General features: G+C 44.8%; 12 protein-coding genes and 1 pseudogene. 4 read left to right on the top strand and 9 right to left on the bottom strand.

What is annotated here, in order from left to right; translation table 11 throughout:
- Positions 1 to 262 precede the first annotated feature (262 nt).
- From speA to VA249_RS15195, 4 genes are all read left to right on the top strand, one after another.
- Positions 263 to 2,173 (top strand): arginine decarboxylase, encoded by a 1,911-nt coding sequence (gene speA, locus VA249_RS15210; RefSeq protein WP_221071300.1) that lies wholly within the window; start codon positions 263 to 265, stop codon positions 2,171 to 2,173.
- A gap of 1 nt (position 2,174) precedes the next feature.
- The gene (gene speB / locus VA249_RS15205; RefSeq protein WP_039976066.1) at positions 2,175 to 3,095 is read left to right on the top strand and encodes an agmatinase; all 921 of its coding nucleotides are present in this window, start codon (positions 2,175 to 2,177) and stop codon (positions 3,093 to 3,095) included.
- Positions 3,096 to 3,357: 262 nt separating this feature from the next.
- Positions 3,358 to 4,563 (top strand): multidrug efflux MFS transporter EmrD, encoded by a 1,206-nt coding sequence (gene emrD, locus VA249_RS15200; protein WP_221071293.1) that lies wholly within the window; start codon positions 3,358 to 3,360, stop codon positions 4,561 to 4,563.
- Positions 4,564 to 4,816: 253 nt separating this feature from the next.
- A complete protein-coding gene (locus tag VA249_RS15195; protein WP_221071291.1) occupies positions 4,817 to 6,982 on the top strand; it encodes a S9 family peptidase in 2,166 nt (721 codons plus the stop codon).
- 160 nt (positions 6,983 to 7,142) lie between these two features.
- Here the strand turns inward: VA249_RS15195 and VA249_RS15190 are convergent, their stop codons facing one another.
- The 9 genes and pseudogenes from VA249_RS15190 to VA249_RS15155 all read right to left on the bottom strand — a co-directional run bounded on the left by VA249_RS15190 (position 7,143) and on the right by VA249_RS15155 (position 15,827).
- Entirely contained in the window at positions 7,143 to 8,201 is a 1,059-nt protein-coding gene (locus VA249_RS15190) for a porin (RefSeq protein ID WP_221071289.1), read from the bottom strand.
- Positions 8,202 to 8,416: 215 nt separating this feature from the next.
- Positions 8,417 to 8,600, bottom strand: a pseudogene (locus tag VA249_RS24115) (ABC transporter substrate-binding protein); the annotation flags it as partial.
- Positions 8,601 to 8,745: 145 nt separating this feature from the next.
- Positions 8,746 to 9,918, bottom strand: coding sequence for a tetratricopeptide repeat protein (locus VA249_RS15185; protein WP_221071287.1), 1,173 nt, complete (start codon positions 9,916 to 9,918; stop codon positions 8,746 to 8,748).
- The gene (locus VA249_RS15180; protein ID WP_221071285.1) at positions 9,915 to 10,535 is read right to left on the bottom strand and encodes an energy transducer TonB; all 621 of its coding nucleotides are present in this window, start codon (positions 10,533 to 10,535) and stop codon (positions 9,915 to 9,917) included. Before VA249_RS15180 ends, VA249_RS15185 begins: the two co-directional genes overlap by 4 nt.
- Positions 10,535 to 10,939, bottom strand: a complete 405-nt coding sequence (locus VA249_RS15175; RefSeq protein WP_128812508.1) for an ExbD/TolR family protein — start codon at positions 10,937 to 10,939, stop codon at positions 10,535 to 10,537. The genes VA249_RS15180 and VA249_RS15175 overlap by 1 nt, the downstream gene beginning before the upstream one ends.
- Positions 10,936 to 11,490 (bottom strand): MotA/TolQ/ExbB proton channel family protein, encoded by a 555-nt coding sequence (locus VA249_RS15170; RefSeq protein WP_221071283.1) that lies wholly within the window; start codon positions 11,488 to 11,490, stop codon positions 10,936 to 10,938. The genes VA249_RS15175 and VA249_RS15170 overlap by 4 nt, the downstream gene beginning before the upstream one ends.
- The gene (locus VA249_RS15165; RefSeq protein ID WP_221071282.1) at positions 11,490 to 12,890 is read right to left on the bottom strand and encodes a MotA/TolQ/ExbB proton channel family protein; all 1,401 of its coding nucleotides are present in this window, start codon (positions 12,888 to 12,890) and stop codon (positions 11,490 to 11,492) included. The genes VA249_RS15170 and VA249_RS15165 overlap by 1 nt, the downstream gene beginning before the upstream one ends.
- Complete coding sequence (locus tag VA249_RS15160) at positions 12,891 to 13,658, bottom strand: DUF3450 domain-containing protein (RefSeq protein WP_221071280.1); 768 nt, start codon at positions 13,656 to 13,658, stop codon at positions 12,891 to 12,893. It lies immediately after the preceding gene.
- Positions 13,659 to 13,733: 75 nt separating this feature from the next.
- Positions 13,734 to 15,827: a TonB-dependent siderophore receptor gene (locus VA249_RS15155; protein WP_221071278.1), complete on the bottom strand. Its 2,094-nt coding sequence runs from the start codon at positions 15,825 to 15,827 to the stop codon at positions 13,734 to 13,736.
- Positions 15,828 to 15,978 lie beyond the last annotated feature (151 nt).

Genomic DNA, 15,978 nt, shown 5'->3' with positions numbered 1-15,978 from the left:
TTACCACAGACACCAAAAACTGGTCAGACCAACTATAACAGTAGAATGGACACTCTGTTAAACAAATGTTTACAGAACACATTCATAACAACTCCTTGTCGATAGGATAGATTTTAATTACTAGACTCCCGAGTGCTTTTGACCGTTAATGCGCGCACACGGAGTTCGTGTCGGGGTATGAGGCTAATGCCTCATGATTTGCTTTTTTGTACTTTCTCTTCTATTAAATTAAGGACTTAAGTACATTTTTGTGAGATTCGATGTGGAAAAAGCATCCAAATTAGATCGCATTCGTGCGGACTACAACGTTCACTACTGGAGCCAAGGCTTCTACGGAATTGATGACCAAGGCGAGGTATATGTATCACCTCGTAGTGACCGCGCCCACCAAATCCCTTTCAGTGCCATTGTCAATGAGCTAGAAGCAAGAGAACTTAACCTCCCAGTGTTAGTTCGCTTCCCGCAAATCGTGCATCAGCGTGTGCATGGTATTTGCCAAGCATTCAACCAAGCCATTGAAGAATACCAGTACCCAAACAATTACCTACTTGTCTACCCAATCAAGGTAAACCAACAGCGTGAAGTTGTTGACGAGATCCTTGCGAGCCAAGCTCAATTGGAGACGAAACAACTCGGTCTTGAAGCGGGCAGTAAACCAGAATTGCTAGCAGTATTGGCACTGGCTCAGCAAGGTAGCTCCGTTATTGTATGTAATGGTTATAAAGACCGGGAGTACGTACGTCTTGCGCTGATCGGCGAGAAATTGGGCCACAAAGTATTTATCGTACTAGAGAAGCTAACCGAGCTTGATCTGGTACTTGAAGAAGCAAAAAGCCTAGGCGTAACGCCTCGACTTGGTTTGCGCATCCGTCTTGCATCTCAAGGTGCGGGTAAATGGCAAGCAAGCGGCGGCGAGAAGTCGAAGTTCGGCCTATCTGCGTCCCAAGTATTAAGTGTGATCGAACGCCTAAAACGCGAAGACAAACTGGATACCATGCAATTGGTTCACTTCCACTTAGGCTCACAGATGGCAAACATCCGTGACGTACGTAATGGTGTAAATGAATCCGCTCGTTTCTACTGTGAACTTCGTGCAATGGGTGCCAACATTGATTACTTCGATGTTGGTGGTGGCTTGGCTGTCGATTACGACGGTACTCGTAGCCAATCTTCAAACTCAATGAACTACGGTCTTGCTGAGTACGCACGTAATATCGTGAATACCGTTGGCGACGTGTGTCAGCAGTATGAACAACCGATGCCAGTGATTATCTCTGAATCAGGTCGTTCCTTGACCGCTCACCATGCGGTTTTGATTTCAAACGTGATTGGTACCGAAACTTACCAACCAGAAGAAGTCTTCGAACCTGCTGAAGATGCCCCTATCTTGCTACAGAATATGTGGCGAAATTGGGAGAACTTGCAAGATGGCACCGATGCTCGCGCATTGATCGAAATTTATAATGATACCCAAAGCGATTTAGCAGAGGTACACTCGCAATTCGCAACTGGTGTGTTGAACCTTGAACAACGTGCGTGGGCAGAGCAATTGTCACTACGCATCTACTTCGAGCTAAGCCGCCAGATGAGTACAAAGAACCGTTTTCACCGTCCAATTTTGGATGAGTTGAGCGAACGTCTTGCAGATAAGTTCTTCGTAAACTTCTCTCTTTTCCAATCTCTACCAGATGCATGGGGTATTGATCAGGTGTTCCCTGTTCTCCCACTTTCTGGACTTGGTGATGTAGAAGAGCGTCGTGCGGTGATGTTGGACATCACTTGTGACTCCGACGGTGCTATCGACAACTATGTTGATGGCCAAGGCATCGAGAGCACGCTACCCGTACCAGCATGGAGCAACGACAAGCCGTACCTAATGGGCTTCTTCCTTGTAGGTGCATACCAAGAAATTCTTGGCGATATGCACAATCTATTTGGTGATACCCACAGTGCAGTAGTCAATGTTGATGAACAAGGTCAATTCGAGATCAGTTACATCAACGAAGGTGATAGCGTAGAAGACATGATGCGCTACGTTCATATCGACGTAGATGCGATTCGTGACAATTACAAGCAATTGGTTTCCGAACGTGTTGAGGCCAATGAACAAGAACAAATCCTAGCTGAACTAGAACAAGGTTTAGCAGGCTACACCTATTTAGAGGACTTCTGATATGAATGATTTGTTTACTAAAACCGATTATTCGCTTTACTCCAACTCTATGTCGTTTCTTCGTCGACCGTACATCAAAAACCCTGTATCGGCAGACGCAGACGTTGTAGTACTTGGCGTTCCTCTGGACATGGCGACATCTGGTCGTCCTGGTGCACGCATGGGTCCAGATGCGATCCGTCGTGCGTCAGTAAACCTTGCTTGGGAAGGCAAGAAGTTCCCTTGGGACTTCAACGTATTTGATAAATTGAAAGTAATCGACGCTGGTGACCTCGTGTTCGATTGTGGTGATGCAGAAGATTTCACTTACCGCCTAGAAGCAGCAACAAGCGAAATTCTAAAAAGCGGTAAGACAATGCTAGGCTTGGGTGGTGACCACTTCATCACGCTACCAATCCTACGTGCTTACGCGAAACATCACGGTCAAATGGCACTGATTCACTTCGATGCGCATACTGACACTTATGCAAACGGCAGTTCTTACGACCACGGCACCATGTTCTACCATGCGCCAAAAGAGGGTCTGATTTCTGCTAAGAACTCTGTGCAAATCGGTATTCGTACTGAGTATGACCAACAAGACCACGGCTTCAATGTGATCAATGCAATGCAAGCGAACGACATGTCAGTAGAAGAAATTCTAGCAGAAGTTCGTCGCACGGTTGCGGATAAGCCAGTGTATGTTACTTTCGACATCGACTGTCTGGATCCTGCGTTTGCTCCAGGTACAGGAACACCTGTTTGTGGTGGTCTGAACTCAGATAAAATTCTGAAGATCATTCGTGGTTTCGCAGGCATGAACATCGTGGGTATGGACGTTGTGGAAGTCTCGCCTCCTTACGACCACAGTGATGTCACAGCGCTAGCTGGTGCAACTGTCGCTCTTGAACTGCTTTACGCATACGCGTCAGGTCGTGAATAACGAAAGTTGTTCTCAATGAGCACTGAATTTTAAAGGGAGCTTCGGCTCCCTTTTTAGTTTTCAACATTCAACAAAAATAGATTAGTTTTTCTAATCCAAATCATAGATTTTTATCTTGCTCAAGTTCACACTTTTTGGTTGCTAAGTCAGCAGCCAAGCTCTAATATCTCGCGCCTAGATTCCCTAATCACTTTCTTTATTTGGCTCTCCTATATGGAGCGCTAAGGCTTTTTACGTCTTAAATTTCTGGAGAGATACGCAAATGTCCGCCACGTTTCCATTAGCGAAACTTACCTTTTTAATCGCAATTCTGACTGCCGTAGGTCAAATGACTCAAACGATGTACGTGCCTTCTATCGGTCATATGGCGGGAGAATTCTTGGTATCAGCGTCTTCACTGCAGGCGGTGATGGCTTGTTACCTGATCCCTTACGGTCTATCGCAATTTGTATACGGTACGCTTTCTGATCGCCTTGGTCGTAAACCGATCATTATCGCCGGTCTGATCATTTACATTCTCGGTACTTTAGTCGCGTTGTTTGCCCATGAATACGAATGGTTCTTAGCCGGTAGCTTCATTCAAGGTTTGGGTATTGGTTGTGGGGGCGCGATGTCTCGTACTCTAACTCGTGACTGCTTTGAAGGTCCTGAACTACACCGTGCAAACAGCTTGATCAGCATGTGTGTGATTTTCTCACCACTGATTGCACCTGTACTTGGCGGTTACCTCACTGAAGCATTTGGCTGGCGTTCAAGTTACTTATTCTTAGCGCTATTTGGTATCGCTGTTGTAATCACCATGATGACAAGCATGATGGAAACACTACCAAAGGAACGTCGCAAACATGAATCGGTCGTAAAAAGCTACAAATTCGTACTGTCTGACAAACGCTTCCAAGGTTTCTTGTTGGTGCTGGTCGCAACATTCGCGGGCGTAGCAGTATTTGAAGCGGCAGCAGGCGTACTGCTGGGCGGCGTATTAGGTTTGCCGGCAACCACAGTCAGCTTGCTTTTCGTATTGCCAATCCCTGGTTATTTGGTTGGTGCTGGCCTATCAAGTTACATTGCGCAGCGTCGTTCTGAGCGTCGTGCATTGAACGTAGGGTTGGTCGCAATTTTTATTGGTTCTGCCGTTGTCCTAATTCCTGGTTTATTTGGTATGACAACAGCTTTGACACTTGTTGGCGGCGCAACCATCTACTTTTTGGGTGCAGGCATTTTGTTCCCAGCAGCAACAACTGGCGCTCTATCTCCATTCCCATACCATGCTGGTACTGGTGGTGCGATTTTGGGCGGTATGCAAAACCTTGGGGCGGGTATCGCGACATTATTCGCGTCATTCTTCCCGGCGCAAGACCAAATGCCACTTGGTTGTTTAATGATGGCAATGTCGATCATCGCAATGCTTGGCTTACGTTGGGTTAATCGCAAACACGATCACTCAAACGAAATGCCATTGGCTATCTAAAACAAGTATCGATTATCTCCAAAAGGGACATGCTTTTCAGTATGTCCCTTTTTTGTTGCACGAATAGCTCCCATCCACCAGCATTTGCATTTAACATCCCCTCAAATCTTTGATAAAAGAACCATTGCTTAAAAACATACCGAGCCAGTATCCGATATAAACCCCATCACTGGAAGAAAACCAATGTACCTGAACTCTCAATTAAAAGGATGCTGGCATTAAAACGAGTAAGGTACAAAATAAGGACATACAGATGCGCTTCACTTTAACTACTCTGGCCGTTTCGGCCGTGCTCATCGCCGGATGCAGCAACCAAGGAATACCAACCATGAATGAATACTCCCAATCTCAACTCGTTGCTCAACAAACTCAAGCTCCTGTTGCCAAGAAAGTCCCTCATGCAATGACGATTCATGGTGATACACGAATCGATAACTACTACTGGATGCGTGATGACGAAAGACAAGATCCAGAAATCTTGCAGCATCTTGAACAAGAAAATCAGTATGCAGAAGCCGTATTGAAGCACACTGAAGGATTGCAAGAACAGTTGTTTGAGGAGATCAAAGGTCGCATAGCAAAAGATGATAGCTCAGTACCAGTGCGCAAAGGCAAATACTATTACTCAAACGAAGTCACAGGCGACAACGAGTATGAAGTTCACCTACGTGCTAAAGACTTTTCTGGCACAGATAAACATGTCATCTTAGATGTGAACGAACTGGCGAAAGAACATGAATTTTTCAGCATTGGTGGATTGAATATCAGCCCAAATGAAAACCTTTTGGCTTACGGCGAAGATACCCTGAGCCGTCGCATTTACACCATCAAAATAAAAGATCTCACAACAGGTGAATATCTAAAAGATGAAATCGAAGGCGCCTCAAGTGCAATAGCATGGCAGAACGACAACCAAGCTTTCTACTACATTAAGAAAGATCCACAAACACTACTTGGTTACCAAGTTTATCGCCACGTTTTGGGTACACCTCAAGCAAACGATGAACTGATCTACGAAGAAACTGACAGCGCTTACTATACTTTCTTAAGTAAAAGCAAAGATGGCGAACAAGTCTATATCTGGCACTCAAGCACAGAAACGAGCGGCGTTTCAGTCATTGATGCCAACAACCCTAATGCTAAAGCAGAACTATTCTATCCGCGAGAAACGGGCATTGAGTACAGCATCGCTAAACTGGGCGATTGGTACTACATCTACACCAACTATCAAGCGGTGAATTTCCGTTTGATGAAAGTTAACACCAAAGACATGCACGACCGTTCAAAGTGGGTCGATGTCATCCCGGCAGACAACAACACTCAACTTGTCGATTTCGATCTATTTGATGATCACCTCGTTTATGAGCAACGTGCCAACGGCTTATCGACCGTTAAGGTTCGTCAGTTGTCAACGGGCAAAGAATTCCCACTTGAGTTTAACGATACCGCTTTTGCTGCTTATCTGACAGGTAACTACGAATTAGATAACTCAAAAGTTCGCATCTACTATAGCAGCCTAACCACACCAGGAACTTACTTTGATTTCGACCTTAATACAGGTGAGTCAGAAATCATGAAACAAACACCGGTACTCGGTGATTTTGATGCAGATAACTATCAATCCGAACGCATCATGGTGACCGCTCGTGATGGTAAACAAGTGCCAGTATCACTTGTTTATCGCAAAGACCTATTTAAAAAAGATGGTACCAACCCAATTTACCAATACGGTTACGGATCTTACGGTGCCACTATTGAACCAACATTCCGCTCAACCCGATTAAGCCTACTTGATCGCGGTTTCGTTTACGCGATTGCTCATATCCGTGGCTCTGAGATGCTTGGACGCCCTTGGTATGAAGACGGCAAAAAGCTGACCAAACAAAACACATTCAATGATTTTATTGATGTGACAAAAGGTCTTGTTGAAGAGGGTTACGGAGCAAAAGACAAAGTATTTGCTGTTGGCGGTTCAGCTGGAGGATTGTTGATGGGTGCAATCATTAACCAAGCACCTGAACTGTATCGTGGTATTGGTGCTCACGTACCGTTTGTGGATGTCGTCACCACCATGCTAGATGAATCAATACCACTGACCACCAACGAATACGATGAATGGGGCAATCCAAACGATAAAGCATATTACGATTACATGCTTAACTACTCACCGTACGACAATATCAAAGCACAAAGCTATCCGAACATGTTAGTCACAACGGGATTGCACGATTCCCAAGTACAATATTTCGAACCAATGAAATGGATAGCCAAACTGCGTGAGATGAAAACGGACAATAATGTTCTGATATTCAAGACCGATATGGAAGCAGGACATGGTGGCGCATCGGGTCGATTTAAACGGTTAAAAGAAGATGCACTAGAGTACGCATTTTTCTTAGACTTGCTCGAAACCAAGTAAGCGGTTTACTCAGTAAAAAACAATGCCCGCCATTTGCGGGCATTTTTAATGAGACGTTTTCCACCTCATTTAGGATCTCAACAAAAAGAAAAACGCCTACTCATAACAAGTAGGCGTTAACACAATATTTGTGTTTAGGCAGTAGAAACTGTCCTATTTATTAGAAGTAGTAACGAGCACCTAGTGTCCAAGAATCATCTTCTGCTTTTTTGATATCGTTACCTAGGTCAAATTGGTAACCTGCATACGTATAGAACGATGACGTTACTGCGTACTCTGCTTGTAGCGCACTTTGGCTAAACAGTGTCTTACTTGTTTTATCATCTTCTACAGATTCGTAGTTCACGCTTAGCGTTAAATTGTTAAATCCGTACGCCAATAGACCTTCAAGCTGTACTGTCTCTTCCAACCCCTCATAGAAGTATTCATTCATACCGTACACGATAGCGGCATAAAGACCAGAGCCGTATTCGCCGTAGTTAGCAGCAAAAATGTGCGATGTCGCATCTTTAGTCATTGTGCCAGTAGCAACATCACCACCGCTGTAAACGTAACCCAGGCCAAAGCCTGCAAGTTGAGTGCTTAGTGCAATTTGACCACGTGCGTCATATACCGTTTTCGTTGTTTTTTCGTACACCGCACATTTTACAGTGCAGTTTTCATCAACCTTCTCTAAGCTTGTTTTCTTATCAGTTTGCTTACCTTGCCAACCTAGACCTAGATTGAAACCAAAACCCTCACCAAACTCAAAGCTCTTACGGTAGCTAAGCATTTTTTCCGCACGGCCTGAACCTAAATTATTGTGGTTCTCGTATAGAAAATCATTTGCATATGCAATTGGTAAGTCAGCAACACCAGCTACGTCGTAGTAAGGTGACCATTGCGTACCACCAACAACGCGACCGAACTGCTCATGCGTTGCACCAATGTAGCCTAGACGTGTTGTAAATGAATTCTCACCGCCGTTAAGGTAGTTCAATTGCCATTCACCTTTCGCATCAACTGTCACACCATTACCGATATCTTTCTTACCAGAAAGATTGATACGAGGAGAGTTAGTGCCAACATCTGTTTCACCTTCGTCAGAACCGTTCAAATTAATTGAAACGTGACCACCGATAGACATAGATGTGCCATCGTTGTTGTAGATTTCTGCTGCGAAAGTCTGTGTACCACATGCTAGTGCCGCCACTGCAACGGCTAGAGTTTTCATTTTCATTGTTAACATCCATATAGTTGTTTGTACCGGTTCGTTCCGACAGCAAAAGTTTTAGATATAGATCGCAACGAACAGATAACAAGGTAATAATGAAATATAAATGAAACAAATACTTTCTGACAAACAGCTGCTTTTGTGGGTCATTATTTAACATTGATCACATAAAAAAAGTGAACTTTTCATTTTCATTCATTTTTTGTGTGGTGTTTTGCGTGTTACAGGTACCAGCGTGCGAGTGGCTTCTCATTTTTGATACCTTTTTCCCCAGCGATCAATTACATCGATATAGAGAATTCGATCAGGTGAAATAATAGAGGTTAATAGTTTTGACAGGGGCTTATCGATGACAAGCCAAAGTGTTTTGTTTTGCTCAAACAAGCTTTTCAAAGCGTATTTATCTATGGGAAACCGAACATTAGACGACTTTTCAGAACGTAAAAAATTCAGAAAGTAAAAAAAAGCCCGAGTGTTCACTCGAGCCTTTCCATTCGTTATTTAAGTGATTCATGTAATGTAATGTTCAACGAGAGCAACTTTCAGCTAATCAGCTACTTTGCGTCGCTTTCGCCTTGCGCAATTGAGTTAAATACTTCACCCAACTTTGGGCTTGCGTAGATGGTTCAATCTCATTCGCTCTTTTTGCATTCGCTAGGGCGTCTTCAATGCGCTTCAACTTGTAGTAAGCACGTGTCTTAACCAAAGCCACGTCGGCTTTACGTCCGGAAACTTTATCTAAAGCGACAAGCGCGTCTTGATAATGCCCCTCTTGCACTAACAGTTGAGAGAGGTTCCAGTAATATTGACGATCTAACTTTGCAGCAAGACGCCAACTTGCAATGGACTCATCCCACTCTTTCGCCATCTGCCAATACGTTGCTTGTTGGGCTTTCAGTTTGCTGTCAGAATCAATGTCTTTCAGCTCCCCCAGCACCATAGCAGCACGCTCAGGAATACCACGTCGACCATACATTTGAGCAAGCAACTTTAGGTCCTCTTGGCTTAATGCCACCCCTTTTAACTTCGCTAATGCCATTGAATCTAGCGCACGTTTGTCATCATTAACACGAAGATATAATGCCGCTAGCTGGCGCCACCACTCAACACGTTCAGACTCTATTGTAATCAAACGTTTGATCGTACCAATGGCTGGCTGCCACTTTTTAAGTTCTAGCTCTGCTGACAATTTAATGGACAGTGGCGCGAGTTCATCAGGTTGTCCAAATTGCTCATAACGCCCCATCGCTGCTAGGACTTTACTCCACTGACTCAACTGATAATGAGACTGGGCAATACGCAACCAAATGTCATGCGCGGTTTGTTTTTCAGGAACCGACTTACTTAGATCATAGTAATGTGGCAACGCTTTAGAGAATTGTTGCTCATTGATCAACATATCAGCCAACATCTTCCGGGTTTGCCAAGCTTGCTCATCGTCTAATAAGCCACTATTCACGGCAACTTCAAGCTGTTTAATTGCCAAAGTCACCTGCTCGTTCTGCCAATAAAAAATACCGAGCATGCGAGCGACAAACGCTTGATCATAACCACGAGAAAGCTCTAAAGCCTCTAAGGTCGAAATAGCCTCTTTGAGCTTTTCTTCTTGTGCCAGGTTATGCGCCCGTTGCACGCGAGTCGCTGCATATTGGCTTAGCTCATTGGCAACCGATGCGAAAGCGCTCAAACTCAAGAGCGCACCGAGTAAGAATTTCTTCATCATTTGGCTAACTTGAACTCCACTCTAGCGGTTTGTCCGAACTGCTCAATCGACACACCATTCTCAACTTTTGGCTGATATTTCCACTTTTTCAGTGCTCGTACCGCTTCTTTTTCAAACATGCGTTTTGGCTGTGCTTCAATCACTTCAACATTTTTAGGACGACCTGTCGCATCAATGGTAAAGCGCATGATCACATAACCCTCTACTTTACGTTTAAGCGCTTGACTTGGGTAACGAGGATCAACCCGATATAACGGAAGTGCTTGCTGATTGCCCATGGTACCTTTTAGATTCGGGGCGCTGATCGCGATACCATCAAGTGCCGTGTTTAAACCTAACGCACTGATTGGCGTGACTGGACTGATTGCTTCCATTTGCGTTTCAGCTTGAGACAAATCCATCGGCTGCGGAGCTTTTGGAGGCTCAGGTTGCTCTGGAACAGAACGTTGACGACGTTGTACATCCGCATCATTCTCTACCATCACCATATCAAAGCGCACCGATTCTGATGACTCTGGCGCACGTTGATTGCCTTTATCGACCATCCACGCCATAAAGCTAAACAGGCTCACCGCGATCATCAATGATACTGGTAGCGCGAGTAATAGCCTACCCATTAAGGTTTCTCCGCGGCCAATGCAATGCTCTTAACGCCTGCGCCTTTTGCGGCATCCATCACTTTTACTACTGTACCGTTGTAAGCGTGCTCATCGGCCTGAATAACCAAAGAGGCTTCCGGTTGTTCTAAAAGTAAATGCTCAATTGTGGCCTCAACACGCTCGATATCGACCAAACGTTTATCGATATACACATCGTTTGCTGCAGTGACGGCAATAAAAATACCGGCATCTTTTTGGCTAACCACATTTGACGCTTGTGGGCGGTTAACTTCCACACCGGACTCGCGTACAAACGAACTGGTTACAATAAAGAAAATCAACATGATGAATACGATGTCCAGCATTGAGGTTAAATCAATTTGCGCTTCATCTTGCTGATTAGATCTACGTCCGAGTCTCACTTCTGACTCCTTAAAGATTGTTCTAACTGGATAGCTTTACGCTCACACACTTTACTTAAGCGAGCATGCACAAACATACCGGCTAAAGCTGCTACCATGCCGGCCATCGTCGGCAATGTCGCAAGTGAAATACCTGAAGCCATCAATTTGGGATTGCTGCTGCCCTGAGTCGCCATCACATCAAAGACCGTGATCATGCCGGTTACGGTGCCAAGCAGGCCCAGCATCGGACAAATCGCTACAAGCAGTTTAATGGTTGAAAGATGCTGGCGCAGTTCAATTTGTGCTTTCGCAATCCAGCCATCACGGATTTGATGCGCATACCAAGAATGGTGGTCGGGTCTTGCGGACCACTGTTCACAAAGCTGCTTCTTCACCTTTGGGAAAACCGCTATTAGGTAAATCACACGCTCCATAACCAGTAACCAACATACCGCGACAACGGCTGCCAACCACCATAGGATCTGGCCACCTTGCTGCATAAAGCTAATCAAGGTTGTGGCCCAATCCTCACTGATCAAACCCAATGTGTTGAGTAGGATCTGCTCCATTACGCTGCGTGCTCCGCTATCGTATTAGAAGTTTGATTTCTTTTGGCCATATCACGTTCAGCTTGCTCTGCCACAAGACCAATACCTTGTTTTTCAAGGATATTGCGAATGTTATCTGCCTGTGAGCTCAATACGTTATGAGCAAGAAGTAATGGCATTGCCGCAACAAGACCAAGTACGGTCGTCACGAGTGCCATAGAAATACCACCTGCCATCACTTTAGGATCGCCGTTGCCAAATTGGGTGATCACTTGGAATGTTTCAATCATACCCGTTACCGTACCTAACAGACCAAGCATTGGCGCGAGTGCAGCAAGCAGTTTCAACATCGATAAGCCTTTCTCTAAATGAGTTTGCTCATCAACAACCGCTTCTAGTAGGCGCAACTCTAATGCTTCTACACTACGGTGCTTATCTTTTTGGTAAACAGCCAAAATTCGACCCAATGGGTTATCACCTGGCTGATTCGGTGCTTTTAGCTGTTTCGCAATTTTTTGACGAGCCATCAAGAGTGACACGCCACGGACCAAGGCGATAATGAAACCAATAGCTAACAGGCCAAGAATGATATTGCCCACTACACCACCAGCATTTAGACGATCAGACAATGTTGGTGAGTTGGCTAATTGTTCAAGTAGAATGCCGCGAGATGGGTCAATCACCAGCGATGTCATTTCGCCACTATTAAGTGCACTGGTCAACGTGCTCGCCGTTGGACCATGTTCCGGTTGGCGTAAATAGTTCACCGCATCACCGCGTTGACCATTCCATTTGACGTAACCCGCATCATCAAGCAGCGCCATTGAGCCAAGACGAATACCATTAACGGTTTGTTCGCGACCTTCACCATCCAGCAGATTGAATGACACATTCGCTATCTCGCCACTTGCTTTTACTTGCTCTGCCATACTGCGCCACATGGCTTCTAGCTGTGTGAGTGTTGGTAGTGATTTTGCCGCGACGATATCATCTATGTTTTGCAGGTAAGTATTCGCATCAACACCCGTGACAGAATGTTTTAGCTCCGCTTCTAGCTCTTTTGCGTTTTGGCGAACAACACCAAACAATTCACCCAAGCTGCCCGTTTCTAAACGTAATTTTTCTTCTAGCTGTGCTAGCTCAGCTTCATTTTCACTGAATGTCACACTCAGTGTGTCAGCTTCTGCTTGTAGCGCGGCACGTTCTGCAACAAGCTTATTTTTCATCACTTGCAGTTCTTGCTGTGTTTGCTTAAAACCAGATTCACGAACGGTATTATGAGACTGTTGTTGACGGTTCTCTTGCTGCGCTTTTTGTACTAAGGATTTATCTAAAGCAACTTGGTTGTCACTTGCAAGTGTGGTGTGTGGTAGAAGCGCAGCAGAAGAGAGCAATGCAACCGATAGCCATTTTTTCATCATTTATTTGCCCTCCGCAATATTTAGAGACACAGGCAAAGTAAGCATACTCGGTGCAATTTGTTTGTTTGCCATTGCAAAAGCTTTATCCAATTCTGATTTTTGTTCTTTGCCGACAGGTAGCCATGCGCTCTGTGCTTGAGACCAACTCCAGAAATGTTCACCCGATAAGCTGCGAGCAACCAATGAAACGCGACCGAGATAAAGGACGTCAGCTTCAATTTGTTCGCTCTCACTCAGAGCAATTTTACCTTGGTAAACGCCCAGTTTCGTGCCGTAATCCATTTCAATTTGATACGCTTCTAAAATTCGACGAAACTTCTCAGCATCCGCGACATCCGCACGAGTCATCATGGTATCTAGCTTAGCAATACGCTCTTCTCGTTGCGCTTTACGGATAGGTTTATCATTTGCAACAATCGTTTTTAAACCATCAAGCATGTGATACATCAAAGGCACGACCCCTTGACGAGTTTGCGCAATCTGAACGATCTGTTCATTTAAATTGCTCACTTCTTGGTTTTGACTTTCGACAAGATTGGACAAGTGATCGCGATAAATCTTCAAGTTGCTTACTTCTTCCTGCAACTGTTCAATTTCAGCTTCCAAAGTCAATGCAGTCTCTGCACTGGCGTCAATTCGCTTTTGGCTCACTGCCGACGCTTGGTTCGTTTTACTCTGCACTGCCTGAGCATCGCTTAGATTATCCGCCTGTGCGGGAATCAAAACCGATGAGATCAACAGAGCGATACTTGATTTCATTAGATTCATACGAGTTTAAATATCTTTATTCTAGAAACGACTAAAGGGGAAGACTACTCTTCCCCTTTTAAAATCATATTGTTATCAATACTTGAACTGAATAGTCGCCATGTAGTTTCGACCTTCACCGACCACTACACCATTTGCACCAGCTTGTTGGCTGTTTGTGCTACCGCCACCAGCTAGGTAATCAGTATCAAACAAGTTTTCAACATTAAAGCGGGCAACAATATCCAAGTTCTCATCATACTTGTGTGTGTACGCAACGCCCATATCAATACGTGCATACCCATCTTTCTTAAATGTGTTCGCTGCGTCACCGTAGCGTTCACCTTCATAAATTAGGCCTAAGTTTACGTCTGTATTAGCCTGAACATGATAGCTAGACCAAACACTTGCCGAGAATTCAGGCACATCAGCCGGACGATTTCCTTTGTACTTCGTCGAACTTTCCGTGATCTCTGCGTCTAGGTACATAGCAGAAGCCGTCAACGATAGTGCGTCCGTAACAAAACCTTGCGCAAGAATCTCAGCACCGCGATGCACTTGTTCACCATCTTGGGTTCGTTTGTACATCACCTCGTCATCCGCGTTCATGCCGTCTTCTACATCAAGGGGCACATTTTCTAACGTAATATCAAACAACGCGCCTGTGAGGTATAGACGCTCATCGAGCAACTCCCACTTAGTACCAATTTCATAAGAAATACCGCGTTCAGCATCTAACTCTTCACCATCATTGGTGTACTTGTCATCACTGACCATACCTTGAGGCATGAAACTTTCAGAGTACTGAACGTAGATAGAACCGTTGCTAGCCGGGTGGAAAATGACACCCAACTTCGGTGATACCTGACTTTCTGTGAGCTCGTCACTGCGTTTTTCATCGTAACGAACACCAGCTAATACTTGCCAGTAATCGTTAATCGTCATCATGTTTTGTGCGTAGATACCCCAAGTATCATACTCACTAGTCGGCCATTTCTTTGAACTAACAGGAACAGGCTTAACGACCGTTTCACCCGCTGGTACGTACTCACCCTTATGAAATGCCATAAAGCGGTCGTAGCTATAATCCAGATAGTTCGCACCAACTAACAAGGTGTTCTCTGTACCAAACAACGAAAACTCTGACGTTACATCAGCGTAAGCCGTGTCAAACACCCAGTTATCTGTTCGCTCATTACCTTTGTGTCGGATAGTACCGTCCGTTTCGTACTGGTCGAACTTAGGGTAAGACTCGACGTCAAAACGGTTGAAGTCTTGGCGGTTGTAACCCGCTTTTACGTTCACATTGTCGGTGATTTGCGCGTTGATATCGATACCATAGTTTTCTACGTCGTTATCAATGTTCGACCACTGAGCATCCCAAATGTACTTATCACCACGGACAACATGTCCATCGACAACATAAGCGCCCGAATCAACACTGCCCTCATCTTTCGTCCGATCATAGTGCGCCGTCACCATGATGTTTTCCGTGATGTCATATTCGACAACCAATCCACCTACCATTCGATCCGTCTGAGGTTTGGTGCCATCTCCATAACGACGCCATGAACTGTAGCTTTCTTTTGCAAGAATAGCTCGAGCTCGCAATGTCTCTTCTGCATTCAACGCACCACTAACATCTAGAACGGTGCGCGAGTGATCGTTTGAACCAATATCTTGGCTCAGACTCACTTGCGTCTCATGTGTCGGCTTCTTAGAAACCATATTCACTAGGCCACCTGGCTCAGATTTGCCGTAAAGCAAACCTGATGGGCCTTTAAGCACTTCAACACGCTCTAAAAGCTCAATTGGCTGACGGTAATGTGACCAGTGTTGACGACCATCTTTTAGGAAACCGTCAGAGCTACTCAGTTCAAAACCACGTAATGAAAAGCGCTCTCTGTTACGACTTGTACCGCCTGCGCTCACACTTGCGTCATTTTGTAGAACTTCACCTAGTGTGCTCGCACGTTGTTCATCGATCACCGCTTCATCAATAACTGCAACTTGTCCCGGTGTTTCCAACTGCGTCATTTCCATGCGCATTGCTGTACTGTTCGTATCTGCTTTGTAGCCGAACTCTCGGCCTTCGACAACCAGGTGTTCATCTGTTTTTTGAACGTCTGCCACTGCAGGTGCTGCTAGCACCGCACCGATCACTAATGCCAGTTGGCTCTTAGTAAACATATCCTTTCACTCCGACTATTTCTCGGGTCACACAACATGTTGTGTAATTCCCTCTTAATTATTTCGGTCGTGAATATAAGTGATAATTATTACTATTTGCATTAAATTTACATTCTTTGCATTCGTAAAGTTTTGTAAATTTCGAAATGAC

Source organism: Vibrio alfacsensis, from assembly GCF_019670485.1.
GTDB classification, from domain to species: Bacteria; Pseudomonadota; Gammaproteobacteria; order Enterobacterales; family Vibrionaceae; genus Vibrio; species Vibrio alfacsensis.
This window is presented reverse-complemented; position numbering and strand designations above follow the sequence as displayed.